General features: G+C 71.3%; 25 protein-coding genes. 9 read left to right on the plus strand and 16 right to left on the minus strand.

The genetic code is table 11. The features are described 5' to 3' along the window. Window positions 1-18: 18 nt before the first annotated feature. On the minus strand, window positions 19-978 hold the full coding sequence (gene ubiA, locus ACXYMW_RS12130; RefSeq protein WP_459035589.1) for a 4-hydroxybenzoate octaprenyltransferase: 960 nt from the start codon (window positions 976-978) through the stop codon (window positions 19-21). 12 nt (window positions 979-990) lie between these two features. On the opposite strand from ubiA, the gene ACXYMW_RS12135 reads away from it, so the two are divergent. The 3 genes from ACXYMW_RS12135 to ACXYMW_RS12145 all read left to right on the plus strand — a co-directional run bounded on the left by ACXYMW_RS12135 (window position 991) and on the right by ACXYMW_RS12145 (window position 3710). Next, on the plus strand, window positions 991-1749 hold the full coding sequence (locus ACXYMW_RS12135) for a 16S rRNA (uracil(1498)-N(3))-methyltransferase (RefSeq protein WP_459035590.1): 759 nt from the start codon (window positions 991-993) through the stop codon (window positions 1747-1749). Continuing rightward, entirely contained in the window at window positions 1746-2270 is a 525-nt protein-coding gene (locus ACXYMW_RS12140; protein ID WP_459035591.1) for a hypothetical protein, read from the plus strand. Before ACXYMW_RS12135 ends, ACXYMW_RS12140 begins: the two co-directional genes overlap by 4 nt. A 69-nt stretch (window positions 2271-2339) precedes the next feature. Continuing rightward, the gene (locus ACXYMW_RS12145; protein WP_459035592.1) at window positions 2340-3710 is read left to right on the plus strand and encodes a glutamate--cysteine ligase; all 1371 of its coding nucleotides are present in this window, start codon (window positions 2340-2342) and stop codon (window positions 3708-3710) included. 61 nt (window positions 3711-3771) lie between these two features. Here ACXYMW_RS12145 and hemF read toward each other — a convergent pair whose 3' ends face one another. From hemF to clpS, 4 genes are all read right to left on the minus strand, one after another. Continuing rightward, window positions 3772-4665: an oxygen-dependent coproporphyrinogen oxidase gene (gene hemF, locus ACXYMW_RS12150; protein ID WP_459035593.1), complete on the minus strand. Its 894-nt coding sequence runs from the start codon at window positions 4663-4665 to the stop codon at window positions 3772-3774. A 108-nt stretch (window positions 4666-4773) separates the two neighbouring features. Beyond that, entirely contained in the window at window positions 4774-5574 is an 801-nt protein-coding gene (locus ACXYMW_RS12155) for an SDR family NAD(P)-dependent oxidoreductase (protein WP_459035594.1), read from the minus strand. A gap of 34 nt (window positions 5575-5608) precedes the next feature. Then, entirely contained in the window at window positions 5609-6628 is a 1020-nt protein-coding gene (locus tag ACXYMW_RS12160) for a class I SAM-dependent methyltransferase (RefSeq protein ID WP_459035595.1), read from the minus strand. Next, the gene (gene clpS / locus ACXYMW_RS12165; protein WP_459035596.1) at window positions 6625-6951 is read right to left on the minus strand and encodes an ATP-dependent Clp protease adapter ClpS; all 327 of its coding nucleotides are present in this window, start codon (window positions 6949-6951) and stop codon (window positions 6625-6627) included. Before clpS ends, ACXYMW_RS12160 begins: the two co-directional genes overlap by 4 nt. Window positions 6952-7082: 131 nt before the next feature. Between clpS and ACXYMW_RS12170 the strand changes: the two genes are divergently transcribed. After that, window positions 7083-7781: an HAD family hydrolase gene (locus ACXYMW_RS12170; RefSeq protein ID WP_459035597.1), complete on the plus strand. Its 699-nt coding sequence runs from the start codon at window positions 7083-7085 to the stop codon at window positions 7779-7781. Window positions 7782-8132: 351 nt separating this feature from the next. Next, on the plus strand, window positions 8133-9761 hold the full coding sequence (locus tag ACXYMW_RS12175) for a D-alanyl-D-alanine carboxypeptidase family protein (protein WP_459035652.1): 1629 nt from the start codon (window positions 8133-8135) through the stop codon (window positions 9759-9761). Between the two features lie 70 nt (window positions 9762-9831). On the opposite strand, the gene ACXYMW_RS12180 is transcribed toward ACXYMW_RS12175, so the two are convergent. After that, on the minus strand, window positions 9832-10704 hold the full coding sequence (locus ACXYMW_RS12180) for a LysR family transcriptional regulator (RefSeq protein ID WP_459035598.1): 873 nt from the start codon (window positions 10702-10704) through the stop codon (window positions 9832-9834). Between the two features lie 500 nt (window positions 10705-11204). Here ACXYMW_RS12180 and ACXYMW_RS12185 point away from each other — a divergent pair, with 500 nt between their 5' ends. Continuing rightward, the gene (locus tag ACXYMW_RS12185; RefSeq protein WP_459035599.1) at window positions 11205-11801 is read left to right on the plus strand and encodes a LolA family protein; all 597 of its coding nucleotides are present in this window, start codon (window positions 11205-11207) and stop codon (window positions 11799-11801) included. 75 nt (window positions 11802-11876) lie between these two features. Here the strand turns inward: ACXYMW_RS12185 and ACXYMW_RS12190 are convergent, their stop codons facing one another. Further along, a complete protein-coding gene (locus tag ACXYMW_RS12190; protein ID WP_459035600.1) occupies window positions 11877-13565 on the minus strand; it encodes an acyl-CoA dehydrogenase family protein in 1689 nt (562 codons plus the stop codon). A gap of 147 nt (window positions 13566-13712) precedes the next feature. On the opposite strand from ACXYMW_RS12190, the gene ACXYMW_RS12195 reads away from it, so the two are divergent. Further along, a complete protein-coding gene (locus ACXYMW_RS12195; protein ID WP_459035601.1) occupies window positions 13713-14483 on the plus strand; it encodes a sulfite exporter TauE/SafE family protein in 771 nt (256 codons plus the stop codon). A 23-nt stretch (window positions 14484-14506) separates the two neighbouring features. Here ACXYMW_RS12195 and ACXYMW_RS12200 read toward each other — a convergent pair whose 3' ends face one another. The 9 genes from ACXYMW_RS12200 to cysQ form a co-directional block, all read right to left on the minus strand. Beyond that, on the minus strand, window positions 14507-15022 hold the full coding sequence (locus ACXYMW_RS12200; RefSeq protein ID WP_459035602.1) for a DUF3859 domain-containing protein: 516 nt from the start codon (window positions 15020-15022) through the stop codon (window positions 14507-14509). 84 nt (window positions 15023-15106) lie between these two features. Next, entirely contained in the window at window positions 15107-16534 is a 1428-nt protein-coding gene (locus ACXYMW_RS12205; RefSeq protein WP_459035603.1) for a nodulation protein NodH, read from the minus strand. Next, complete coding sequence (locus tag ACXYMW_RS12210) at window positions 16535-18241, minus strand: DUF5927 domain-containing protein (protein WP_459035604.1); 1707 nt, start codon at window positions 18239-18241, stop codon at window positions 16535-16537. Next, window positions 18238-19248, minus strand: a complete 1011-nt coding sequence (locus ACXYMW_RS12215; protein ID WP_459035605.1) for a glycosyltransferase family 2 protein — start codon at window positions 19246-19248, stop codon at window positions 18238-18240. The genes ACXYMW_RS12210 and ACXYMW_RS12215 overlap by 4 nt, the downstream gene beginning before the upstream one ends. Before the next feature lie 43 nt (window positions 19249-19291). Beyond that, the gene (locus ACXYMW_RS12220) at window positions 19292-20521 is read right to left on the minus strand and encodes a glycosyltransferase family 4 protein (protein WP_459035606.1); all 1230 of its coding nucleotides are present in this window, start codon (window positions 20519-20521) and stop codon (window positions 19292-19294) included. Next, a complete protein-coding gene (galE, locus tag ACXYMW_RS12225) occupies window positions 20481-21473 on the minus strand; it encodes a UDP-glucose 4-epimerase GalE (RefSeq protein ID WP_459035607.1) in 993 nt (330 codons plus the stop codon). The genes ACXYMW_RS12220 and galE overlap by 41 nt, the downstream gene beginning before the upstream one ends. Next, on the minus strand, window positions 21470-22360 hold the full coding sequence (galU, locus tag ACXYMW_RS12230; RefSeq protein ID WP_459035608.1) for a UTP--glucose-1-phosphate uridylyltransferase GalU: 891 nt from the start codon (window positions 22358-22360) through the stop codon (window positions 21470-21472). The genes galE and galU overlap by 4 nt, the downstream gene beginning before the upstream one ends. A 55-nt stretch (window positions 22361-22415) precedes the next feature. Beyond that, window positions 22416-23720, minus strand: a complete 1305-nt coding sequence (locus ACXYMW_RS12235) for a glycosyltransferase family 2 protein (protein WP_459035609.1) — start codon at window positions 23718-23720, stop codon at window positions 22416-22418. 5 nt (window positions 23721-23725) lie between these two features. Next, window positions 23726-24523 (minus strand): 3'(2'),5'-bisphosphate nucleotidase CysQ, encoded by a 798-nt coding sequence (gene cysQ / locus ACXYMW_RS12240; protein ID WP_459035610.1) that lies wholly within the window; start codon window positions 24521-24523, stop codon window positions 23726-23728. Between the two features lie 140 nt (window positions 24524-24663). Between cysQ and ACXYMW_RS12245 the strand changes: the two genes are divergently transcribed. Together ACXYMW_RS12245 and ACXYMW_RS12250 are read left to right on the plus strand one after the other, a co-directional pair. Then, window positions 24664-25494, plus strand: coding sequence for an ABC transporter permease (locus ACXYMW_RS12245; protein ID WP_459035611.1), 831 nt, complete (start codon window positions 24664-24666; stop codon window positions 25492-25494). Then, window positions 25491-26081 (plus strand): SH3 domain-containing protein, encoded by a 591-nt coding sequence (locus tag ACXYMW_RS12250; RefSeq protein WP_459035612.1) that lies wholly within the window; start codon window positions 25491-25493, stop codon window positions 26079-26081. The genes ACXYMW_RS12245 and ACXYMW_RS12250 overlap by 4 nt, the downstream gene beginning before the upstream one ends. Window position 26082 lies beyond the last annotated feature (1 nt).

A 26082-nucleotide genomic window follows, 5' to 3' on the forward strand; every position in this document is an offset into this window, starting at 1 on the left:
GACCCCCACGGCACGCAATCAGACGAGCGCGGCGGCGGCGAAAAACAGCACGGGCAGGAGCCCGGCATCGCGGTTCGAGCGGAACAGCATCAGCAGCCGCGGGTGATCCTCCATGTCGAAGCGGGTGAGCTGCCAGAGCAGGTGCGCGCCCAGCGCCCAGGCGCCGCAGATCGCCAGCAGCAGGCCCGCCACCGCGCCCTGGGGCGCCGCCGCGATCACCGCCGCGCCCATCAGCGCCACCGACAGGCAGAGAAACAGGGCCAGCATCCGCGGCGTGCGGGCGCCGAACAGGCGCGCGGTGGACTTCACCCCGATCAGCGCGTCGTCCTCCTTGTCCTGGTGGGCGTAGATGGTGTCGTAGAACAGCGTCCAGGCCATGCCGGCGACATAGAGCAGCAATGCCGGCCAGCCCAGCGACCCGGTATGCGCGGTCCAGGCCAGCAGCGCGCCCCAGTTGAAGGCCAGCCCGAGAAAGATCTGCGGCCACCAGGTGAAGCGCTTGGCGAAGGGGTAGATGGCCACCGGCAGGAGCGACAGGATGCCGAGCGCGATGGCGGCGCCGTTGAAGGTCAAGAGCAGCGCGAAGGCCAGGAGCGCCTGCGCGCAGGCCCAACCGAAGGCCTGCCGGGCGGTGACCTGCCCGGCCGGGATCGGCCGCAGCGCGGTGCGCGCCACCCGGCCGTCGATATGGCGGTCGGTGATGTCGTTCCAGGTGCAGCCGGCGCCGCGCATCAGGATCGCGCCGAGCCCGCAGGCGGTGAAGATCCAGGCATCCTCCCAGCGCGGCGCGCGGGTCGCGAAGATCGCCAGGAACAGCCCCCACCAGCACGGCAGCAGCAGCAGCCAGGTGCCGATCGGGCGGTCGAGCCGCGACAGCCGCAGATAAGGTTTCAGCGCGTCCGGGGCGCGCCGGTCCACCCAGTTGCCGCGGTAGGCATCGGCGATCTGGCCCTCTGGCGCTGGCGCATTCTCGGGCATATGGTCCGCTCCATGTCCGTGGTCAGGCTGTTTGTAGAGCACCCGCTCGGGGCGGGACAACAGGTGCGGCTCGAACGCGAGGCGGCGCATTACCTGTTTTCGGTGATGCGGCTCGCCGTGGGCGCCGAGCTGCTGCTGTTCAACGGGCAGGACGGCGAATGGCGCGCCGAGGTCGCCGAGGCCGGCAAGAAGTCCGGTCGGCTGGCCTGCCTGGCGCAGACCCGGCCGCAGGTCCTGCCGCCGGATGTCTGGCTGCTCTTCGCCCCGGTGAAGAAGGCGCGCACCGATTTCATCGTCGAGAAGGCGGCCGAGATGGGGGCGCGGCGGATCGTCCCGGTGGCCACCGACTTCACCAATTCCGAGCGCATCCGCCAGGACCGGCTGCAGGCCCATGCCCGCGAGGCCGCCGAGCAATGCGGCGGCGTCTTCGTGCCCGAGGTGGCGGAGCTGGCGCGGCTGGACCGGCTGCTCGCCGACTGGCCCGGGGGGCGGCGGCTGATGTTCTGCGACGAGACCGAGGCGGCGGAGGGCTTCGGCGGCGTGGCGGGCGCCGCGCCGGAGGCTGCCGGGCGCTTTGCCGAGGCCCGGGGCGAGGGGCCCTGGGCGGTGCTGATCGGGCCCGAGGGCGGGTTCTCGCCGGCCGAGCGCCAGAGGCTCTATGCCGCACCCTTCGCCCATGTCGCGAGCCTCGGGCCGCGCATCCTGCGCGCCGACACCGCGGCGGTCGCGGCGCTGACCCTGTGGCAGCTGCGCTTCGGGGATTGGCGGTGAGCTTCCTGCGGCCCGCGGCGGAGGCCGCGCTGCGCCGCTGGGGCGAGGCGCTGGCCGGGCTCGGCGTCGCGGCGCTCGGGCTCTGGGCGGCGCTGGCGAGCTGGGGGCTCCTGGCCTGGATGGGCTGGGCGCTGGCGGCGGCGGGGGCGGCCCTGGCCGTGGCGGGCTGGCAGCGCGGGCGCTTCGCGCGCGGCGGCGGCGGGCCCGGCGTGGTCACCCTGACGGAGGGGCGGATCGCCTATTTCGGCCCGCTCTCCGGCGGTGTCGTCGACCTCGACACGCTGGAGGCGCTGGGGCTCGATCCGACCGGACGGCCGCTGCACTGGGTGCTGACCCCGCGCGACGGCCCGGCGCTTCACGTGCCGGTCAATGCCGAGGGCGCCGACGCGCTCTTCGACGCCTTTGCGGCGCTGCCCGGACTGGGCACCGAACGCGTGCTGCGGGCCCTCGACCGGCCGGGCCGTGCGCCCCTCACGCTGTGGCGCCGCAGCGCCGTCCACACATCGCTTCGGCTGCATTGACACCCGGCGCGTTTGCGCACATGCCTGATGCCCCGAGACGGCCCGAAACCAACGGAGCAGGGTGACCCCATGTCCATTCCTCAATCCGGCGGCGGGCCGATCGAGTCCGCGGCGCAGCTTGCGCAGTATCTCGAGGCCGGCTGCAAGCCGAAGGCCGATTGGCGCATCGGCACCGAGCACGAGAAGTTCGGCTATCTCAAGGACACCCGGGCGCCGCTGCCCTACGAGGGGCCGACCTCGGTGCGCGCGGTGCTCGAGGGGCTGCGCGACCGCCACGGCTGGGCGCCGGTCATGGAGCAGGGCCAGCTCATCGGGCTGGAGAAGGACGGCGCCAATGTCAGCCTCGAACCCGGCGGGCAGCTGGAACTGTCGGGCGCGCCGCTGGAGAACATCCACCAGACCTGCGACGAGGTGAACCGCCACCTGGCCGAGGTCCGCGACGTCGCCGACCGGGTCGGCGCGGGGTATATCGGGCTCGGCGCGGCGCCGAACTGGACCCATGACGAAATGCCGATGATGCCCAAGGGGCGCTACCGGCTGATGACCGATTACATGGACCGCGTCGGCACCATGGGGAAGACGATGATGTACCGCACCTGCACGGTGCAGGTGAATCTCGACTTCGCCTCCGAGGCCGACATGGTGCGCAAGCTGCGCGTCGGGCTGGCGCTGCAGCCGGTGGCGACCGCCCTGTTCGCCAATTCGCCGTTCTTCGAGGGCCGCGAGAACGGCCACAAATCCTGGCGCAGCCGGGTCTGGCGCGATCTCGACGCCGACCGCACCGGCATGCTGCCCTTCGTCTTCGAGGACGGCTTCGGCTTCGAGGCCTGGGTGCAATACGCGCTCGACGTGCCGATGTACTTCGTCTACCGCGACGGCCGCTACATCGACGCGCTGGGCCAGTCCTTCCGCGACTTCCTCAACGGCCGGCTGCCGGCGCTGCCGGGCGAGGTGCCGACGCTGTCGGACTGGGCCGATCACCTGACCACGATCTTCCCCGAGGCGCGGATCAAGAAGTTCATCGAGATGCGCGGCGCCGATGGCGGGCCGTGGCGCCGGCTCTGCGCGCTGCCGGCCTTCTGGGTCGGGCTGCTCTACGAGGACGGCCCGCTCGACGCCGCCTGGGACCTCGCCAAGGACTGGGATGCCGAGACCCGCGAGGCCTGGCGCGTGGCGGCCTCGGTGGACGGGCTCTCGGCCGAGGTCGGCGGCCGGCGGATGCGCGACCTGGCCGAGGAGGTGCTCGTGCTGTCGGAGGCCGGGCTGAAGGCGCGGGCCCGCGAGGGCGCCGGCGGCCTGCTGCCCGACGAGACGCATTTCCTCAACGCGCTGAAGGACAGCGTGGCCAGCGGCGAGACCCCGGCCGACGAGCTTCTGGCGAAGTATCGCGGCGAATGGCAGGGCGATCTCGACCGGGTCTTCGCGGAATACAGCTACTGAACCGCGGCCCCGGCGCCGGCCGCAAAGCCGGGCGGACTACCGGCCCGCCCGGGTGCGGCCCTCAGATCCACTTGGCCAGCGGCGGCAGGCTCATCAGCACGGCATTGGCGTCGTGCCCGGTCTCGAGCCCGAACTTGGTGCCGCGGTCATAGACCAGGTTGTATTCGGCGTAGAGCCCGCGATGGACGAGCTGCGCCTCGCGCTCGGCCGGGCCGAATTCCTGCGCCCGCCGCGCCTCGGCCAGCGGCAGCCAGGCCGGCAGGAAGGCGCGGCCGATATCCTGCACCAGCGCGAAATCGGCCTCCCAGTCGCCGGAGCAATGGTCGTCGAGGAAGATGCCGCCGACGCCGCGCGCCCGGCCGCGATGCGGGATGTAGAAATACTCGTCCGCCCAGGCCTTTAGGCGGGGATAGAGATCGGCCCCGTGCGGGTCGAGATGGGCCTTCTGGGTGGCGTGGAAATGCGCCGTGTCCTCGGCATATTCGATGCAGGGATTGAGGTCGGAGCCGCCGCCGAACCACCAGGCATGCGGGGTCCAGAACATCCGCGTGTTCATGTGCACGGCCGGGGCATGCGGGTTCTGCATATGCGCGACGAGGCTGATGCCCGAGGCCCAGAAGCGCGGATCCTCGGCCATGCCGGGAATGCCCTTGCGCGCCGCCATCGCCGCCTGGGCGCGGGCCCCCAGCGTGCCGTAGACCTCGGAGACGTTGACGCCGACCTTCTCGAACACCCGGCCGCCGCGCATCACGCTCATCAGCCCGCCGCCGGCATCCGAACCGTCATCGGAGCGCCGGGTGGTGCGGGTGACCTCGAAGCGGCCGGCCGGGGCCGCCGCGCCGGGGCCCTCGGCATGGCTGTCCTCGAGCCCCTCGAAGGCGGCGACGATGGTGTCGCGCAACGCGCGGAACCAGGCGCTGGCGCGGGCGCGTTCGGGGCCGAGTTCGTCGCTCATCTGCTGTCTCCTGGCTGCCTGGGCCGGGCTTAGCGCCGCGGCCCGCGGCGGCGCAACCGGGCAGGGCGCCGCAGCGGCGCAAATGGGCAGGGCGCCGCAGCGCCGCGATCAGTGCGCCGGCGCCGCCACCGGGTCGAGCAGGGTGCGCCCGCCATCCACGGTCATGATCTGGCCGGTGACGAAGCGCGCCGAATCCGAGACCAGGAACTGCACGCTCTCGGTCAACTCGTCGGGTGCGGCGATGCGGCCAAGCGGCGTGTGGTCCTCGATGTCGCCGCGGTATTCGCGGTGCTCCTTCAGCGTGTCCTTGAGCGAGGCCGACATCACCGAGCCGAAGGCCACGGCATTGACCCGGATGCGGTGCGGCGCCAGCGCCACCGCCATCGACCGGGTCATCTGGTCGAGCGCGGCGCAGGACACCGAGTAGCCCAGCAGCGACGGATGGGTGCGCCGCGCGGCGATCGAGGACAGGTTGACGATGGCGCCGGCCTGACCCTCTTCCTGGCCCTCGGCCTGCTTGATCATGCGCTTGGCGATCACCTGCGACACCCGGAGCGAGGTCATCAGGTTCTGCTCGATCAGCGCCTCCACCGAGGTGTCGTCGAGATCGAGCGGGTCCGAGGGCATCATCTGCCGGCTGGCATTGATCAGGATGTCCACCCGCTCGAAGGCGTCGAGCGTCGCCGAGAGCAGGTTGGCCACGGTCAGCCGCTCGCGCAGGTCGCCGGCGAAGTAGCGGCGGCGATCCTCGTCGCCGGGCTCGCCGCATTCGCGCGACAGCCGGCCTTCGTCCATGTCGGTGAACATGACGTTGGCGCCCTTCTGGACGAAGTGGCGGCCGATGGCGAGGCCGACGCCGTTGGCGGCGCCGGTCACGATGGCGGTCTTGCCTTCGATGGAAAAGCTCATGCGGGCTCCGATCTGGCGCTTCGGCGCGGCGGGGTCAGCGGCGGCCCGGGACGGGCCGGCCGGCCGCGAGAATCTTGAAGCGGGCATCGCCGCCGATCTCGGCGACCTCCCGGAACAGGGTGTCGAGCACCGCCTCATAGGGCAGGTGCCGGTTGGCGACAAGCCAGAGCCGCCCGGCGGGCTTGAGCGCCCGCGCCGCGGTGACGAGGAAGGCCTGGCCAAGCGACGGATCGCCCTTGCGTCCGGCATGGAAGGGCGGGTTGGTGATCACCGCGTCGAGCGCCGCCTCGGGCTTCCAGCGCGTCGCGTCGGCCCAGTGGAAGGCGATGCGCGGATCGTCGAGATTGGCGCGCGCGCAGTCCAGCGCCACGCGGTCGGCCTCCACCAGATCGACGCGCTCGACGCGGTCGCTTTCGAGGATGCGGGCGCTGAGATAGCCCCAGCCGCCGCCCAGATCGGCGACCCGGCCGGCCAGCGTGTCGGGCAGCGCCTCGGCCAACAGTCGCGAGCCCGGATCGACGCCATCGGCCGAGAACACGCCCGACGCCGTCAGCCATTCCCCGGCGATGCGCGACGGCGGGTGGGCCCAGTCAGCGAAATGGCCGCCGGCCTCGAACCAGAAGATCTTGCCGTGATGCTTGGCCACCGGCCCGCCGACCGCGACCCGGCGCCGCACCGCCTTGAGCAGCGCGTCGGCGCCGTCGGTCTTGGCGCCGTCCACCACCACCAGCCCGCCGGGGGCGGCGGCGCGTTCGGCGGCGGCGATCCAGTCCTCGGCCCGGGCCCGTTCGCGCGGCAGCAGCACCACGGCGAGCGCCGCGCCCTCGGGCGCGGTCTCGGTCAGCGCGATGCCGCGCGCCGCCAGCGCATCGGCCTCGGGCTTCAGCGGCTGCACCACGCGCAGATCGGTGTCGGGGAGGGCGGCAAGATCGGCGTCGCCCGGCGCGCCGAAGACCACGACGGGGCCGGTCCCGGGCAGATCCAGCCCGGCCTCGACGGCATGCGAAAGCCGGGTCGAGCCGCGCCGCGGGGCAGGGGCGAGCGTGGCGCTCACTCCTTCTCCATCGTGCATTGCAGCGGGTGCTGGTGGCGGCGGGCGAAGTCCATCACCTGGCCGACCTTGGTCTCGGCGATCTCGTGGCTGAACACCCCGACGACCGCGACGCCCTTCTTGTGCACCGTCAGCATGATCTCGAAGGCCTGGGCGTGGGTCATGCCGAAGAAGCGTTCCAGCACGTGCACCACGAATTCCATCGGCGTGTAGTCGTCGTTCAGCAGCAGCACCTTGTAGAGCGGCGGCCGCTTGGTGCGCGGTTTCGTCTCGACCACGACGCCGCTGTCCGGCGCGCCGCCGGGACCGCGGCCGGGGTCGGTCATCTGGGGCTCAATCGCTCTCCGGTAGGTCATATGGGCCGGGACATGTCCGTTTTGCATGGGAGGGTCGAGCGCAGTATATAATCCGGCACCCCTTGCGAGAAAAGGGCGCAGACTGGCTGGCGAGGTGGCAGATGACGACAAGGCTGGAAACCGTGGCCTTCGATGCGGACGACACGCTGTGGCACAACGAGCGGTTCTTTCAGCTCACCCAGGAACGATTCGCGGAGCTGCTGGCGCCGCATTGCGATCACCCCGATCTCGGTGAGCGCCTGATGGCCGCGGAGGAGCGCAACCTGGGCCAGTACGGCTTCGGCGTGAAGGGTTTCGTGCTGTCGATGATCGAGACCGCCGTGGAGGTGACCGAGGGGGAGGTGCCCGGGCAGGTCATCTCGCAGCTGCTTCAGGTCGGCCGCGACATGCTGGCGCATCCGATCGAGCTTCTGCCGCATGTCGAGGAGACCGTGGCGCGGCTCGCCGAGAGCCATCACCTCGTGGTCATCACCAAGGGCGACCTGCTGCATCAGGAGCGCAAGCTGGCGCAGTCCGGCCTGGGCGAGTTCTTCGACCGGGTGGAGATCGTGTCGGACAAGACGCCGGGGGTCTATGCCCGGATCTTCGCCTCCACCCCGGGCGGGGCGCCGGGCGCGATGATGGTGGGCAATTCGATGAAGTCCGACGTCCGCCCGGCGATCGAGGCCGGCGCCTGGGGCGTCTTCGTGCCGCAGCCGCTGGCCTGGTCCTTCGAGCATGCCGAGGCCCCCGAGGCGCCACGATTCCGCGAACTGGCCGATCTCGCGCCGCTGCCCGACCTTGTGGCGGAACTGTCCTAGTCCGGATCGCGCCCGGGTTTCGCCTTAGTTTCGCCGCATTCACATCCCTAGTGGCCCGACTCGGCCGACGCCCCCCATATCTCGTTGCAACCATCCCGGGTGCAGCGGAATTCTTCCATGCAAATGAGGACTTTGCGGCGAGTTCTTGCCGTGCTAACCTGCCCGTTAAACGCATGTGCAGAAAGTACGGCGACAATAAGCCCGGCAGAAAAGTCAGGGTATTGAGGCAGAAAGGCGGGCAACGTGACGGGACGGCGCAGGCGGCCGGGCCATACCGGTCTATTCATCGCAACGGCATTCTGGTTCCTCGTGCTCATTCCGCTGAGCGCGCTGGCAGCGCCCTATGCCGGCATGGTCATGGATGCCCGGTCGGGTGAGGTCTATTACAGCGAGAATGCCGATACCCGGCTGCATCCGGCCTCGCTGACCAAGATGATGACGCTCTACATCGCCTTCGAGGCGGTCGAGCACGGCGAGATCTCGATGGATACCGAGGTCCGCATCTCCCGCAACGCCGCGGCCGAGCCGCCCTCCAAGCTGGGCCTGCGCTCCGGGCAGACGATCAAGCTGCGCTACCTCGTGCGGGCCGCCGCGGTGAAGTCGGCCAACGACGCCGCGACCGCCATCGGGGAGGCCATCTCGGGCTCCGAGGCGGCCTTTGCCCGGCGCATGAACCGCACCGCCAAGGCGCTCGGCATGACCCGGACGACCTTCAAGAACGCCCATGGCCTGACCGCCGAAGGTCACCTGTCCACCGCCCGGGACATGACCCTGCTCGGCCGGCACATGATCTACGACTATCCGGAATATTATAACCTCTTCAGCCGGGTGACCGCGGATGCCGGGATCCGGCACGTGTCGCACACCAACCGCCGCATGCTCGAAAGCTATCCCGGCGCCGACGGCATCAAAACCGGCTACACCCAGGCCGCGGGCTTCAACCTCGTGGCCTCCGCCGACCGCGGCGGCGAGCGGGTGATCGCCACGGTCTTCGGCGGCCGCTCCACCGCCTCGCGCAATGCGCAGGTCGCCAAGCTGCTCGATCTGGGCTTCCAGAAGGCGCCGCAGCGGGTGGCGCTGCAGCTGCCAGGCCGCCCGGCCTATCACGGCAATTCCGGCATCAATGTCGAGGTGGCGCGCGATGCCGACCCGACCGCCGGGCGCACCGGCCGGGCGATCCGCCAGGCCGTCGCGGCGGTGCCGCGCAGCCTGCGTCCGATGCCGCGCCCGGGCGCCGAGCCGGCGCCGCTGGTGGCCTCGCTCAAGGACGACATCGAATCGGTCCTGGCCGAGGCCCAGTCCGCGCCGGTGGGCTCCACCGCGGCGGTCGCGGTGGCGGCCGCTCCGGCGCGGCCGCTGATCGCGGAGCCCGCCACGGCCCGCGGCTCGCCGGTGGCTGCGGCGCTAGAATCGGTGGTCGCCCAGACCGCCGCCGCGACCGGCAACGCCGCGCCCGAGGCCGCCTCCGACGCTGCCGCGACCGTCACCGCGGCGGCCGAGGCGCCGGCCCCCGAGGCGGCGCCCGCCGCCTCCACCGCGGCGGTGATCGCGGCGGTCGCCGCCGCGCAGGCCGCCCCCGGCGCCTCGGTGAAGCCACGCGGCCGCCCGGCCGGGATCGTGCTGGCCTCGGTGACCGCGGACGCGCCCGCCCCGGCCGCCGCGGCGGCCCCCGAGCCGGTGGCCCTGGCCGCGGCCGGTGCCGAGGACGGCACCGAGGTGATCAGCCGCGTCTCGACCTCCGGCGGACGGCATTGGGGCATCAATGTCGGCCGCTACCCCAGCCGCTACGCCGCCGAGAAGGTGCTGCTGCAGACCGCGCTGCAGGAAATGCAGACGCTCGACGGCACGCTGCGCAAGGTGGTGCACCGCCCGGCGGGCTTCGACGCCAACTTCATGGGCATGAGCCGCGACGCCGCCGATCTGGCCTGCCGCAAGTTGCAGGCCCGCCAGGTCACCTGCTTCATGATCGGGCCGAGCTGAGGCCCCGGCGCGTCCCGGACCCGTGCCAGGGCGCAGCGCGCTGTCGGGCCGAACCCGCCGGCCCGCCGGCCTAGCGCCGCGTCTCGCGGCGCAGCCAGGCGGCGAAGGCGCGCAGCGGCGGGCGCGCCACGCCCGGCGCCATCACCAGGTGATAGCCGCTGCCGCCGCCCTCCTCGAACAAGAGCCGCAGCCGCCCCTGGCGGACATCCTCGGCCACGGCGATCGGCGTCGTCACCACCACGCCCTGGCCGTTGCGGGCGCCGTCGATCACCAGATCGCCCGGCACGTGGATCAGCCCGCGCGCCCGGCCCTCGGTGACGCCGCGCCCGGCGAACCAGTCCGAGGCCTCGCTGGTGCCCAGCTCCTGCAGCCAGGGAAAGCGCAGGAGGTCCTCGGGCCGCTCGGGCACCAGATCGCCCACCAGCGACGGCGCCGCCACCACCCAGAGCGGCGCGTCGAGCAGGCGCTCGACGGCAAGCCCGGGCCAGGCCCCGGCGCCGTAGCGGATGGCGAGATCGACCCCGCCGGGCGCCGGATCGACCAGCCGCGGCGTCGGGCTGATCATGATGTCGATCTCGGGATTACGCTGGCGGAACCCGGCCAGCCGCGGCATCAGCCAGTTGGCGGCGAAGCTCGGCGTGGTCGAGACGTGCAGCGGGCGCAGCGCGTCGGCCCCGGTCAGCGCCTCGACGGTCTGCGCGATGCGCGCGAACCCCGCCGCCAGCGCATCGGCAAGCTGCCGGCCCTCGGCGGTCAGGGCGAGGCTGCGGCCGCTGCGGTCGAGAAGCGCCACCTGCATGTGGGTCTCGAGCTGGCGCAGCTGCTGGCTGATCGCCGCGTGGCTGACATTGAGGGCGGCGCCGGCGGCCCGGACCGATCCGGTCTCGGCAAAGGCCGAAAACGCCCGCAGCGCCGCCAGAGGGGGCAGGTCGCGCCAGTTCATGTGTAAGCCAGACTTACCATATGCAAGCCGTTCCGGACTCCCGTCTGCGCCTATCATGACCATACTCAGGGCACACAAGCAGGATAACGGAGGCTGGAGATGTTAGGAATATTTGCCAGAAGCTTCTTCGTCGCCACCACCGGGGAGACGCCCCGGGGCGCGGCGCACGCCGCCGACGAACGGCGCCACATGCGCGCGGCGCGGCGCCTGGGGGAGAGCCGCCGCTGGCTCTGACCCCGGGCGCGGGAACCGGGGGGACCTCCCCCCGGTTTGTCGCCTGATGGCCCGCCCCTCCTTCGTCCCTTCGCCGCCCCAGATGCCGCCCGGCCCGGAGATCATCCGCGGCCGGGTTTCGCCGTCCGGCCGGCGGCAGAGCCGGGCGGCCTTGATCCCCTGCCGAACACTGCCTTTATCCCATGGCCTAGGCCCGATATCGCCTAACAGCCGCGGATCTGGCATCCGATGCCCAGGACGCCGTCCCGCAAGACAGGAGTGACCTCATGCGATTCGCCTCCCTACTCGCCGCCCTGGTGCTGGCCCTCGCCGCCGCGCTGCCGGCCAGCGCGGCCCAGTTGTCGCTGAACCAGATCTCGGCCTATCTGAACCAGCTGAAATCGGCCCAGGGCTCGTTCACCCAGGTCAACAATGACGGCACGATGTCGACCGGCACGGTCTACATCCAGCGCCCCGGCAAGGTGCGCTTCGACTACAACCCGCCCGAACAGGCGCTGGTGATGGCCAACCGCGGCACCGTGGTGGTCTTCGACCGCAAGGTGAACGCCACGCCGGAGACCTATCCGCTCAGCCAGACGCCGCTGTCGATCATCCTCGACGCCAACGTCAATCTCGGCCGCGCCGGCATGGTCACCGGCCATCAATACGACGGCACCGCGACGATCGTCACCGCGCAGGATCCGCGCCACCCGGAATACGGCAGCATCCAGATGAAGTTCACCGACAACCCGGTGGAGCTGCGGCAATGGGTGATCCGCGACAAGAACGGCCAGGCCACCACCGTGGTGCTGGGCGGGCTGGAGCAGAAGCAGATCCCGTTCCGCTACTTCAACATCGACGCCGAGATCGCCAACCGCGACTGATCGGCATGCCATGACGCGGAAAGGCCGGGCGCAGCGCCCGGCCTTTCTCGTTCCGGACCGCGGTCCGTCGCAGGCTCAGCCCAAGAGCCGCCGGGCGATGACCTGGGCCTGGATCTCGGCCGCGCCCTCGAAGATGTTGAGGATGCGCGCGTCGCAGAGGATGCGGCTGATCGTGTATTCCAGCGCGAAGCCGTTGCCGCCGTGGATCTGCAGCGCGTTGTCGGCCGCGGCCCAGGCGACGCGGGCGCCCAGCAGCTTGGCCATGCCGGCCTCGAGATCGCAGCGCCGGCCCTCGTCCTTCTCGCGCGCCGAGTGGTAGGTCAGCTGGCGCGCCACCATGATCTCCACCGCCATCATGGCGAGCTTGCCCGAGACCCGCGGGAAGGCGATCAGCGGCTTGCCGAACTGGCGCCGCTCCTGGGCGTAGCGCATGCCGACATCGAGCGCCGCCTGGGCCACCCCGATGGCACGCGCCGCGGTCTGGATGCGGGCGCTCTCGAAGGTCTCCATGAGCTGCTTGAAGCCCTTGCCCTCTTCGCCGCCGAGCAGGTTCTCGCCCTTGACCTTGAAGCCGTCGAAGCCGAGCTCGTATTCCTTCATGCCGCGGTAGCCCAGCACCTCGATCTCGCCGCCGGTCATGCCGGGGGTCGGGAACGGGTCGTCGTCGGTGCCCGGGGTCTTCTCGGCCAGGAACATCGACAGGCCGCGGTAATCCGAGGTGTTGGGATCGGTGCGGGCCAGCAGCGTCATCACATGGGTGCGCGCCGCGTGGGTGATCCAGGTCTTGTTGCCGGTGATGGTGTAATCGCCGTCCGGCCCCTTGACCGCCCGGGTGCGGAGCGCGCCGAGATCGGAGCCGGTATTGGGCTCGGTGAAGACCGCGGTGGGCAGGGTCTCGCCCGAGGCCAGGCGCGGCAGCCAGTGCTGCTTCTGCGCCTCCGTACCGCCGGCCAGGATCAGCTCGGCGGCGATCTCCGACCGGGTGCCGAGCGAGCCCACGCCGATATAGCCGCGGCTCAGCTCCTCGGAGACCACGCACATCGACGCCTTCGACAGGCCGAGCCCGCCGTATTCCTCGGGGATGGTGAGGCCGAAGACACCCATCTCGGCGAGCTCCTCGATCACCTCCATGGGGATCAGCTCGTCCTTCAGGTGCCAGTCATGGGCGTGGGGCTCGACCTTCTCGACGGCGTAGCGGCGGAACTGCTCGCGGATCATCTCGAGCTCGTCCTCGAGCCCGGTGCGGCCCACCGTCACCTCGGCCGAGCGCTCGGCCATCAGCTCCACCAGGCGGCGCCGCGCGGCCTGCGAATTGCCGGCGCGGATCAGCGTCTCGACGGCGTCGCCGGAGAGCTTGGCGCATTCCTCGGCGTCGAGGCCGAGATCGGCGAGCCGCACCACCTCGCCCTGGTTCATCGCGATGCCGCCGCGGATCTGGGCCAGGTATTCGCCGAAGGCGATCTGGTGCAGCAGCGCCTCGACCTCCCCGAAGCCGCCCTCGGCATCGAGCCGCTCGGCCCAGCCCTGCATCTGGCGCAGCGATTCGACATAGGTGGCGAGCCAGGCCAGGCCGTGCGCGGCACTCTGCTGGGCCTCGATCAGGGCGCCCGAGATGCGGCCGTTCTCGCTCACCGCGCCGCGCAGCCGCTCGGTCGCGGCCGCAAGCACCGCCTCGGCCGGCGCCACGGCGGCGCCGGTGAGTGCCAAGAGGTCGGGCAGCCGCACGCTGCCGGAAAGCGCCAGATCCTGACCGTCATGTGCCATGTTCGCGTCCTTTTCCAGATGTCCCGTGGGATCTAGGATCTTCGCAGGCGCAGCGCAACAAAAATACCCAAGCCTGCGTCGATGAGACCGATTGTTGCCTCGTGCCTTTCCGGTTGGCCGCCGCCTCCGCTCTGGTAAGAGGCTGGCATGGAGTGGTTATTTCCCGAACTCGGCGGCGGCGTCCTGGTCCTCTGCCTGATCATCGCCTTCACCGCCGGCGTGGTAAAGGGGATGGTCGGCTTCGCCATGCCGATGATCATGATCTCGGGGCTGGGATCGTTGCTGGCGCCGGAGCTGGCGCTGGCCGGGCTGATCCTGCCGACGCTGATCACCAACGGCGTGCAGGCGCTGCGCCAGGGCCCCGGGGCAGCCTGGAGCTCGGTGCGGCGGTTCCGGGTCTTCCTGATCGTCGGCGGCGTGATGCTGCTGTTCTCGGCGCAGCTGGTGGCGGTGTTGCCGGTGGGGCCGATGCTGGCCCTGATCGGGGTGCCGATCACCGCCTTCGCGGTGGCCCAGCTCTGCGGCTGGAAGGGCGACCTGCCGGGCGGCGGCGGCCGCGCGACCGAGATTGGTGTGGCAGGTTTTGCCGGCTTCATCGGCGGGCTGTCCGGGGTCTGGGGGCCGCCAACGGTGGCCTACCTGACCATGCTGGGCACCGAGAAGCGCGACCAGATGCGGGTTCAGGGGGTGATCTACGGGCTCGGCGCGGTGGCGCTGACCGGGGCGCATCTCGGCTCCGGCGTGCTCAACGCGGCGACGCTGCCCTTCTCGGCGCTGCTGATCATGCCGGCGCTGGCCGGAATGTGGGTCGGCGGGCAGGTGCAGGACCGGATCGACCAGCAGGCCTTCCGGCGCGCCACGCTGGCGGTGCTGCTGGTGGCCGGGCTCAACCTCGTGCGGCGGGCGCTCTTGGCCTGAGCGCCGGGCGGCTTCGGCGCGGCTCAGCTCAGCGGCATGCCGCCGCAGGCCGCGGCGATGCGCGGCTCGGCGGCCGGCGGCACGACCTCGAACTGGGCATGGTAGAGCACCTCGTCGCCATGCCGCGCGGTGAAGGTCCAGATGCCGAGGGCCAGCTCTTCGGCGGTGTCGAAGGTATAGGCGTTGATCGACACCCCGGCCCCGCCCAGCGAGGTCACGTAGCTCTGTTCGGTGGCGCCGGAGCGGCGGAAGGCCGGATGGGTCAGGCGCATGGTGACGCCGGAATAGATGCGGGCGTCGCGGGCCTCGGTGCGGACCCCGAAGCTGATTCCCGGCACCGCGGGAACCCGGGCGCCGAGCCACTGGAAGTCCGGGATCTCGCTGAACAGCTCGATCTCGCCGGCGACGGTGTCGGGCGCCGGGGCGCGGCCATCGGTGCGCACCTCGCAGAAAATGCCCTGCTGGAGGTCGAAGCGCAGCGGGTCGAACTCCGCCGAGCCGGCCGCGGCCCGACCGGTCGCCGCCAGAAGCAGCAGCATAGGGGCAAGCGCGGGGAGGGGCATGCGGAAGGCCATGTCCCAGCATGACCCTGCCGGCGCGGCGCGGCAAGCGCGCTGCGCGTCTCAGGCCCAGTCGTCGAAGCCGAAGGCCAGGTAATCGCGCTGGTAGGCGTCGCGGGCCAGCGCCTCGAGCGCCTCGTCGTAGATCAGCGCCAAACCGAAGGGCGCGCGGATCGGCCGCGTCTCGGGCTCGGGCGGCGCGGCATGGCCGACCTGCTGGGCCAGCGCCGGCAGGTAGGCGGCCATCTCGGCCTCGCGCACGATCATGTCGGGCAGGGCGAATTCTGCCATGCCCTGCAGGATCTGCGCCTGGCTGGCCCATGCCGGATCGGTCCTGAGCCCGGTCTGGCCGGCGAGGTTGGCGCGCACGAAGCGCAGGAACGCATCGAAGGCGCGGCGATGGTCCCCGGCATCGTAGCCCGCCTCCGATGGGTCATCCGGCAGGTCCACCTCGAAGGTGCGCATGAAGGTGCGCCGGATGGCGTGGAAGCTCTGCGGCCCGTTGGGCAGGATGCGCGTGCAGAAGGCCTCGTGGGCGCGCGCCAGCGGGTGGCGGATCACCGTGAAGCTGCGGAAGCCCGGGCGGTCGCGCATCCAGTGCCGCAGCGTCTTCTGGCTGAACCCGGTGACCAGCGCCGCGCGGTCGGCGCCGTCGAGCGCGGCGAGCCAGTCGAGCACGCTGTCCTCGGGTCCCGCGCGCACCGGCTGGTAGAGCAGGGGGCTTCGGGCGGCGGCCACGTAGCTCGGCACGACCGGGCCGCGGCGCGGTTCGAAATTCGGCGTCCGGGCCAGGTTGAAGCGGTCGAGCCGGGCCAGCGCGGCGGCCATCTCCTCGGGATTCGCGACCTTCTCGGTGACCGGCCGCGGGTTCTGCCGCTTCAGCGCGGTGTCGAGCTTCTCGAGCCGCGACGGCACGCCGAGCCAGGCCGCCAGCCCGTTCATCACCTCGAGATCCTGCAGATCCTCGTAGGCCAGGTAGAAGGCGGTCTGGCCGCTGGTCTGGAGCGCCCGCTGCAGCCGGATCTGGAAGTCCTGAAGCCGCGCCACGTGGTCCTCGAACTCGCGGCCGTCGAACTGCGCCCGGACCTCCTTGCGGCGCTTGACGTTGGTGAGCTTCCACTGCCCGGTGCCCTGGGCGATCTTCCAGCTGACATAGGATTCCACCGGGTTGCGGGTCAGCACGATCTTGGCGCAGCGCCGGTCGGCGAGCAGCGCGTCGAGCACCCGGGGGTCGTGGTCGTGGAAGTAGCGGAAGCCGCCCAGGCGCGGCGCCTCCGCGGCGATCCGGCGCAGCAGCCGCTCGGGCCGGGCGTCGCGCTCCGCGCGGGTGATGCCGAGGATGTCCTCGCGGTCGGGATAGCCGATGAAATGCGGATTGAAGGCCTCGCCGTGGCAGACCACCCCGTCGAGCGCGTTCAGATTGGCCTCGAGGAAGTTGGAGCCGGTGCGCATCTCGGCGAAGACCACGAAACTGCCGAAGACGTCGCTCATCTAGCCCTGCTTCGTGTAGAGGTAGGGGCGTCCCGAGGCGCGGCCGCCGCGCGGCGCCGCCTCGACCGGGAAATCGCCCATCAGGTAGGGGTGCATGCCCTCGTTCTTGAGGTTCTGCAGGAACTGCCCGAAGCCGTCGAGCGACTGCATGCGCGGCGCCTCGGTGAGCCGGCGGTCGCTCCTGTGGCCGACCTCGTCGAGCAGGACCTGCAGGATCTCGATCGGCGCCTCGAGGAATTCGGCCAGCGACCAGATGCGGATCCGGGCCTTGGCGCCGGGGGCGCGGTAGGCGTCGAGCATCTTCGCCTCGGCCTTCTGCAGCGCCGCCGCCTCGCGGCGCAGGGTGGCGAAGTCGCGGCCCGAGCGGAACAGCGGCACCGCCCAGGCGCCCGAGATCACCGAGACCTGGGCGTTCGGATCGCGCGCCAGGTGCCCGGCCATCGCCGGCGTGTCGGGCGGCCCGTACTGGAAGCATTGCCGCTGGCCGCGGGTGTTCCAGACGAGGTTGGTGAGGAAGGCCATCGGGTTGGCGTCGCGCGCCGCGGCGGTGGCGGGCAGGGCCCCCGGCGCCAGCGTCTGGCCGTCTGCGAAGGCGGCGCCGTCGGGGCCGTAGAGATGGCCGTGCACCACCGCGCCGGTGCTCCGGGAGAGCCAGTCCTCGAAGCCCTCGAAGAGCTCGGCAAAGCCCTGGAACACCGAATAGCGCGCTGCGGTGACGCCGTTCTCCCAGTTCGGGTTGGGAAACCGGCTCTGCATGTAGAGCCCGGCGCGGCCGCGGGTCCGCCGGGTCACGGCGCGGGCGAAGATGCGGTCGATCTTGCCGGGATTGGGCTCGGCCTGGTAGGGCGCCGCGTCGCGGGTGCCGAGAAAGGCGTCGTAGAGCCGCCGCGCATGCGGCCAGATCTTGCGCGCCACGAAGCTGTCCGAACGGCGCAGCAATTGCAGGTGGTCGTCGTAGAAGATGTGCGGCTTGCCCTGGAAATCGAACTTCGACAGCGTCAGCGACCGGCTTTCGACGGTCCGGGAATGGAGCCGCGCGAGGCTCTGGAAGTAGCTCTCGTCGGGGATCCAGACGCTGCGGAAGTAGCGGTCGTATTCGCCCCGGCGCGGATACGTCAGGATCGCGGAGAGGGTGCTCCGGGTCAGGCACCACCATTGGCTGCCCATATGCGGCACCAGCCCGTCGGGCAGCCTGCGGCGGTAGTTCAGCCGGCGCTGCAGCGCCACCGCCCGGTCGAAGAGGTGACGCTGGCGCCGCCACGAGAAGGGAAAGCGCAGGGTGAAGCGCTCGGCATCGAGGCCGCCCATGGTCCAGGGCACCTCGGCGGTGGTGGCGCTTTCGATGAAATCGGCCGCCGGGCGCGCCGCGAGATAGGCCTGCAGCTCGGTCACCGGGCGCAGCGGCAGGCAGGCGCCGGAGGCGAGGTAGACATGGCCGAGATCGGGAAAGGCGCCGAGCATCTCCTCGGCGGCGTCCTGGGTCGCCGCGACCAGCCCCCAGGTGCCCCAATCGCAGCGGTGGCGGCGCGAGAAGCGGATCAGCGGGTCGTTGGACAACGCCTCGCGGAAGGCGGCACAGGTCGCCCGCGGCACCTTGCCGTCGACATGGATGACCACCGGGCAGCCGAACCGCGTCCAGTGCCGCGCCACCTGCTCGGCGCGGCCCAGGGCGGTGTGGACCAGCATCACGATGCCGACCCGGCTCATGCCCAGTTGCCCTTCGACATCAGGCCGAGGATCTCGAGCTGGCGCCAGTTCATGTAGCGTTCGGAGAAGCTGCACCAGAGGTCGGGATCGTCGCGCAGCCGCGCCGCGTAGGCCAGGTATTCGCGCGAGGCGCCGTAATGCTCGCGCCGGCCGAGCTCCTCCTCGGCCTTGCCGGTGAAGGTGTCGAGGAACTTGGTGTGCAGCAGCAGCCCCGAGGCCTTCTCGCCGCCCCATTCGTCGTAGACATGGTTGAGCCCGCGCGGCAGCAGCATGTGGGTGGAGCTGACATAGGTGTAGCGCCGGTCCCACTTCACCAGCGGGATCTTGTTCAGCGCCGGGGCGTGCTCGGGCGCGTCGGCGAAGAACACCCGCGCCCGCGGCCCGCCCTGGATCCACAGGTTGCCGTAGCGCCAGTTGCGGCTGATGCGGTAATTGCCGGCATCGAACCACTGCGCGATCTCCAGCGGGTCCTGGCCCGGCCGGTAGGGCTGCGCGTCGATCCGGCCCTTGGGATACATGTCGAGCAGCATCGCCGAGAACGACTTGATCGACGAGGCGTCGAGCCAGTCGGTCAGCGCGCGCAGCGGCCGGGTGTCGCAGAACGGGTAGAGGAACAGCTCGTCGGGATCGACGGTCAGGCACCAATGACCGTGGCCGTAGCGCCGGGCCAGCCAGTTCAGCCAGTCGACGCCGAAGCGCGACCGCTTGTAGCTGGCGCGGCTGTGCCAGACCGAGACGTCGGGCTGGCTGGCGAGGTAGTCGAGCGAGCCGTCGGTGCTGTCGTTGTCGACGATCAGGAAGTGGTCGACGCCGAGTTCGCGGTAGTAGCGCAGGAAAAAGGGCAGGCGCACGCCCTCGTTGCGCTGGGTCGAGAAGACCAGCAGGTCGGAGGGGCGGATGGCCTCGGTGCGGTTGGCGACGATGCGCAGCTCGCGCCGCTTGCGGAAGGCCCGGATGCGCCAGCGCTTGCGCTCAAGTCTCAGCCGGTATGACTGCCAGGCGCCCAATCCGTGCTCGTCCCATCCCTCATGCGCGGGTCGCGGATCTGTCTCAGATGCGCGTTAAGACGGCATTGAAATGCGCCGCCCATCCCGGTGGCGTGATCCCGGGTCGGAGGCGCCGCTCTGCCGCGTCCCGCGCCGCCGCCTGCCGCGCCAGCGTCTCTATCCTGTCCTGCCACAGATACGGCGCGTCGACGGGTGCGTAAATCGGAAAGGCGCCGCCGACTTCCCGGAACACCGGCAGATCGTTGCACAAAACCGGCACCCCGAGGGCGGCGGCCTCGAGCAGCGGCAGGCCGTAGCCCTCGGCGAGGCTGGGAAAGAGCAGCCCGGCGCTTTCGGCCAGCAGGCCGAAGATCTCGGCATCGCCAAGCCCCGGCAATTCGTGCACCCCGGCCGGGCCGGCATCGAGCCGCGCGAAGGTCGCGTGGTTCTCCCAGCCGCGGCTGCCGCAGATCAGCAGCGCCGGCGCGCCCGGCCCGAACCGGTCCCAGAGATCGAGCAGGAAGCCGTGGTTCTTGCGCGGCTCGATGGTGCCCAGGGTGACGAAATAGGGCCGGTGCGACCAAGGCCCCGCGGGCGCCTTGCCCGGCCGCGGGCGGGGCACGCCGAGCGGCGCCACCACGATTTCCGGCCGCGGCGCGGGCAGGTGGCGGGCGAGGTCGGCGGCGGTGATCGCGGAATTGGCGATCAGCAGGTCGGCATGGCGCCCGGCGCGGTCGAGCATCGCGGCGAAGCGTGCCGGCGTGCCGGGGCGCTGGTGCGCCGGCAGATCGAGCGGGATGGTGTCGTGGATCAGCACGCCGATGCGCGCGCCGGGAACCGCCGCGAGGCCGCGCAGCACCGCGGGGGTGAAGTTGGCATGGCCGACATTGAGGTAATGGCAGCCCGCCGGCAGGTGCCGCCGCAGCATCCGCCCCAGCCCCGAGGGCAGGGCGCGGGCCCGCGCGCAGCCGCGCAGCCGCTCCTCGAGCGCGGTGCGCTCCGGGGCGTTGCAGCGGGCCAGCCGTGCCAGCAGCCCGGGCCGGCCCGGCGGCGCGTCGAGCGCCGCCGCCAGCGCCGCGGCGCCGGCCCGGTCGAGCAGCAGGAAGCCCAGCGCCGTGCGCAGCAGCGCGAAACAGGGGACCGGGTCGGCGAGCAGGCGGTCGAGATAGGCCCGCTCCACCCGGTCGATGCCGGTCGGACGCCGCCCGGCGCGGCTGACCAGCCGGGTGACGTCGAGCAGCCGCGCCGCGGGGTCAGGAATCGTAATGCCCCGCCTGCTGCCAGCGCCAGGCATCGGCGATCATGCGCTCCATGGTGGAGCGCTCGGGCCGCCAGCCCAGCTCCTCGCCGGCCCGGGTCGAGCCCGAGACCAGCTTGGTGGCATCGCCGCCGCGGCGCGGCCCCTCGCCGTGGGGCACGGCGCGATTGGTCACCGCGCGGCTCGCCTCGATCACCTCGCGGACCGAGAAGCCGCGCCCGGTGCCGAGGTTGAAGACCCGGCTGTCGCCGCCGTCCAGCAGCCGCCGCAGGCCCAGGAGATGCGCGTCGACGAGGTCGCAGACATGCACGTAGTCGCGGATGCAGGTGCCGTCGGGCGTGTCGTAATCGGTGCCGTGGATGGTCAGCGCGTCGCGCCGGCCCTGGATCGCCTCCAGCATCACCGGGATGAGGTGGGTCTCGGGGCGGTGATGCTCGCCGATCTCGGCCTCCGGGTCGGCGCCGGCGACGTTGAAGTAGCGGAAGATCACGTGCCGCAGCCCGTGCGAGGCCTGGAAGTCGCGCAGCATGTCCTCGATCGCCCGCTTCGAGGCGCCGTAGGCGTTGAGCGGCAGCTGCGGCGTGCTCTCGTCGAGGACCACGTTGTCGTGTTCGCCATAGGTCGCGCAGGTCGAGGAGAAGACGAAGGCGCCGCAGCCCGCCGCCGCCGCCGCCTCGATCAGGTTGAGCGAGCCCGCGACGTTGTTGCGCCAGTACTTGCCGGGATCGCTCATCGCCTCGCCGACGAGGCTCAGCGCGGCGAAATGCATCACCGCCACCGGGCGGTGCTCGGCGAAGGCGCGGTCGAGCGCCGCCCGGTCGAGCAGGTCGCCCTCGACCAGCGGCCCGAACTTCACCGCGTCGCGCCAGCCGGTGACGAAATTGTCGAAGGTGACCGGCGCGAACCCGGCCGCCTTCAGCGCCTTGCAGGCATGGCTGCCGATATAGCCGGCCCCGCCGGTGACCAGGACCCGTTGCGCGTCGCTCACTGGGCGGCCTTCTCGGCGGCGACCACGTCCCGGATATAGGCGTAGAGATCGTCGCGCAGCTCGTCGCGTTCCAGGCCGAAGGCCACGGTGGCCTGCAGGAAGCCGGATTTCGAGCCGCAATCGAAGCGCTGGCCGCGGAAGCGCAGCCCGTAGACGCCGCTGCCGCCGATCTCCTGCGCGATGGCGTCGGTGAGCTGAATCTCGCCCCCGGCGCCGGATTTCATGCCGTTGAGGTTCTTCAGCACCTGCGGCGACAGGATGTAGCGCCCGATCACGGCGAGGTTCGACGGCGCCTTGTCGGCGCTGGGCTTCTCGACCATGCCCTTGACGGTCACCAGGTTGCCGCGGTCGGATTCGACGTCGAGGATGCCGTAGGACGAGGTGCGGTCGCGGGGCACCTCCATCGCCGCCACCATGTTGCCGCCGGTCTCGCCATAGACCTCGACCATCTGTTGCAGGCACGGGGTCTCGGCGGCGATGACGTCATCGGGCAGCATGACCGCGAAGGGTTCGTTGCCGATCAGTCGGCGCGCGCACCAGACCGCGTGGCCGAGCCCCAGCGCCTTGTGCTGGCGGATATAGGCGATCTCGCCCGAATCCATGTTGGTGGATTTCAGCACCGCGAGGAGGTCGTGCTTCTCCTTGCGGCGCAGCTCCTGTTCGAGCTGCGGCGCGTGGTCGAAGTAATCCTCGAGCGCGCCCTTGCCCCGCGAGGTGACGAAGATGAATTCCTTGATGCCGGCGGCGCGCGCCTCGTCGATGGCGTATTGCACCAGCGGGCGGTCGACGAGGGTCATGATCTCCTTCGGAACCGACTTGGTGGCGGGAAGGAACCGGGTTCCAAGACCGGCGACCGGAAAGATCGCCTTCGTGACCCTGTGTTTCATAGTCTGCTCCTGCTGAAATGAGCTGGGACGCCGTGCGGAGGGGCCACAGCCGTGCTTACAATATCGAAGGTTGATCGCCAATTGTGAACTTCTTGTCGCGGTCAGCGGCGCGCCCGGGCGGCGGGTCGGCGAAGCCGCGCAGCGGCGCCAGGCGCGCCGCCTCCTCGGCAAAGCGCCGGGCACGGGTGGCGGCGCGCAGCCGCGGTTCGGAGCGGCGCGCCGGCCCCAACGCGCCGCCCCGCTGTTCCCAGTAGCCGTCCGGGCGGAAGGCCATGCGGTGCGGTCGCGCGCCGGGGCCGAAGGCGAGGACGGTGGCCAGCTGGCCGGCCGCGACGGCGCCGGCCGCGGCGCGGGCGAGGGCGGCGCGGCGCCGGGCGGGTCCGCAGAACAGGTGGTGCGGGGCCCCGGGCCGGGCCGGGCAGGGGCGGAAATCCTCCTCCGGCTCGGCCAGCTGCGGATGGTGCCCGGCCGGGCGCGCCTGGCCCTCGGCGATGCCGGCCTCGAGCCCGGCCAGCAGGCGCCGCATGTCGAGCGGGTCGAGCGGCCCGCGCTGCATCGCCCGGAGCAGCCGGCGGCGCTGCTCGGCGCGCAGCCGGTCGAGCGCCGCGCTCTGGGCGGCGGGCTCGGCGAGGTGCTTGCGCAGGAACAGCGCGGTGGAGGCGCCGATCTCGGTCAGGTCGCGCGGGGTGCGGTCGGCGGCGCGGCGCGGGCTGGCGGCGAAGCCGTGATGGACCAGGGCGCGGGGCACCAGCGCCGTCGCCCGGCGCGCCGCGGCGAGCCGCAGATTGAGGTCGGTCTCGTCGAGATAGAAGCGGAAGCCCGGGTCGAAGCCGCCCAGGGCCACCAGCTCGGCCCGGCGCAGCGCCATGTTGGTGCCCTCGGTCTTGACCGCGCGCCCTGGCGCGGCGGTCAGCACCCAGGGCCCGTCATCGGGCAGGGCGAGGGGCCGCGCCGCGCCGTCCGCCCCGACCCGGCGCGCGCCCCATTGCAGCGATATGCCGTTGCGGCCCAGCACGAAGCCGCCCGCCGCCGCCACGCCGGGATCGGCGAAGGGCGCCACGAGGTGGCGCAGCCAGGACGATTCGGGCACCGCGTCGTCGTCGAGAAAGGCCACGATCTCGCCCGCCGCCGCGGCGATGCCGCGGTTGCGCGCCGCCGAGACGTTGGCGAGGTCGTAGTCGCGGATCTTCAGATGCGTTGCCAGCGGATGCGCCCGCGCCGCCGCGGCGCCGGCCGGGCAGGCCACCACCACCACCTCGAGCGCCGGCCAGTCGAGCTGGCCGACCCCGGTCAGGGTCAGCGACAGGCTCTCCGGGCGGTCGCGCGAGACGATCACCACCGAGACGCGGGGCGGCGTCACCGGGTTCAGCCCTCCTTCAGCTCCACCCCCGGGGCATGGGCGATGAAGAACGGATTGGCGAAGCCCGGCTTGCCGTAGGTCAGCGGCGTGTGGTCGTCGAAGCGCACCACCCGGCCGCCGGCCCCGGCCAGCACCGCGTGGCCCGCCGCGGTGTCCCATTCCATGGTCCGGCCGAGCCGGGGATAGAGGTCGGCCTCGCCGGTCGCCACGAGGCAGAATTTCAGCGAGGATCCGGCGCTGGTCATGTCGCGCACGCCGTACTTGCCGATGTAGTCGTCGGTGTCGGCGTCGCGGTGCGACTTGGAGGCCACCACCATCAGCGCGGCATTGTCGGGGTCGGAGACCTTGAGCGGGCGGGTCTCGCCGGGCGTCTCGCGGTCGAACGGGCCCTGCTCCTCGACCGCGGCGCCGGTGGCGCCGGTGTAGAACAGCCGGTCCTTGGCCGGGGCATAGACCACGCCGCGGGTCGGCAGGCCGTCCTCGACATAGGCGATGTTGACGGTGAAATCGCCGCGGCGCTGGACGAATTCCTTGGTGCCGTCGAGCGGGTCGACGATCAGGAAGGTGCTGACCGACTGGTCGTGGCTCTGCGACTGTTCCTCGGTCACCAGCGGGGTGTCGGGGAAGGCGGCGCGCAGGCCGTCCGAGATCAGCCGGTCGGCGGCCTCGTCGGCCTCGGTCACCGGGCTTTCGTCGGACTTGGTCTTCACCTCGAAATCGTCGGAGTTGTAGATCTCCATGATCCGGTCGCCGGCCTCGAGCGCCAGCCGGCGCATCACGCGGGTCAATTCGCTGTAATTCAAACTCTGGCCCTTCCTTCGGCACAATTCCGGGGTTTATGGTCCTTAAAGCTAGGGCCGTTATGCTGCCCGCGGACGGCGACGGCAAGGTCGCGCACCGGCGCGGCGCGTCCCGCGCGACGATTGACCATTGGCGAGGCAGAATGTTTCAGGTCCGGCAGCCCCGCACGCGGATCGGCGCGGCCTTGAACCTGGCCGAGGTGGTCTACCACAATGCCGTGCGTTCGGTGCGCAAGACCCACGGCAACGCCTTCGTCGCCATCTTCATGAACATCCTGCAGGCGGCGGTCTTCGTCTGCGTGTTCTACGTGATGTTCCGGATCCTTGGCCTGCGCGGCGTGTCGCTGCGCGGCGATTTCCTGCTCTACATCATGACCGGGGTGTTCCTCTACCTCACCCATTCCAAGACGCTGGGCGCGGTGGCCGGGGCGGAGGGGCCGACCAGCCCGATGATGCAGCACGCCCCGATGAACACCGCGGTGGCGATCCTGTCGGCGATGCTGTCGACGCTCTACGTCCAGGTGCTCAGCCTCTTCGTCATCCTCTTCGTCTACGACACCATGCTCAATCCCGGCGCCATCGCCGGGATCCACGACCCCCTCGCGGCCTTCGGCATGCTGCTCCTGGCGTGGTTCTCGGGCGCCGGCATCGGCATGGTGTTCCTGGCCGCCAAGCCGTGGTTTCCGGTGCCGGTGGGGATCGCCGCGACGATCTACCAGCGCGCCAACATGATCGCTTCCGGCAAGATGTTCGTGGCCAACGCGCTGACGCCCTCGATGCTGGTGCTGTTCGACTGGAACCCGCTCTTCCACGCCATCGACCAGGCCCGCGGCTACACCTTCGTCAATTACTTCCCGCGCAATTCCAGCTGGGAATACGCCTTCTGGGTCGGGCTGATCTGCTTCATGGTCGGGCTGATGGGGGAGTTCTACACCCGCCAGCACGCCTCGGCCTCCTGGGGGGCGCGGCGGTGATCCGGGCGCTGGCGCTGCTCTGCTGCGCGGCCGGTCCGGCGCTGGGCCAGGACCTGCCGGCACTCTACGACGTCGCGCGCGTTCCGCCGGGCGACGTGCTGAACGTGCGCGCCGCGCCCGATCCCGCGGCCGCGCGGCTCGGCGCGCTGGCCCGCGATGCCACCGCCATCGAGGTCACCGCCGCCACGGCGCCGGACGGCTGGGGGCGGATCAATCACGAGGGTCGCGCGGGCTGGGTGTCGCTCGACTTCCTCGACCGCCGCGCCGGCCTGCCCGAGGCGGCGGCCTTCCGCTGCTTCGGCACCGAGCCGTTCTGGGCCTTCGAGGCGGTGCCCGGGGGGATCTCGACCTTCCGCACGCCGGAGGAGGCGGCGCCCTTCGTCACCGGGCCGCTGCGCGCCGCCGAGGGCATGATCGGCCGACACGGGCTGTCGGGCGGCGGCCGCGGCCGTGCCGCGGCGCTCTGGATCGAAGGCGCCGAATGCTCCGACGGCATGTCCGACCAGCTCTTCGGTCTGACGGCGGCGCTGATCCTGTCGGGACAGGAGCCGCGGGTCCTGGCCGGGTGCTGCAGCCTCGCCGACTAGG

This window comes from Roseivivax sp. CAU 1761, from assembly GCF_054482755.1.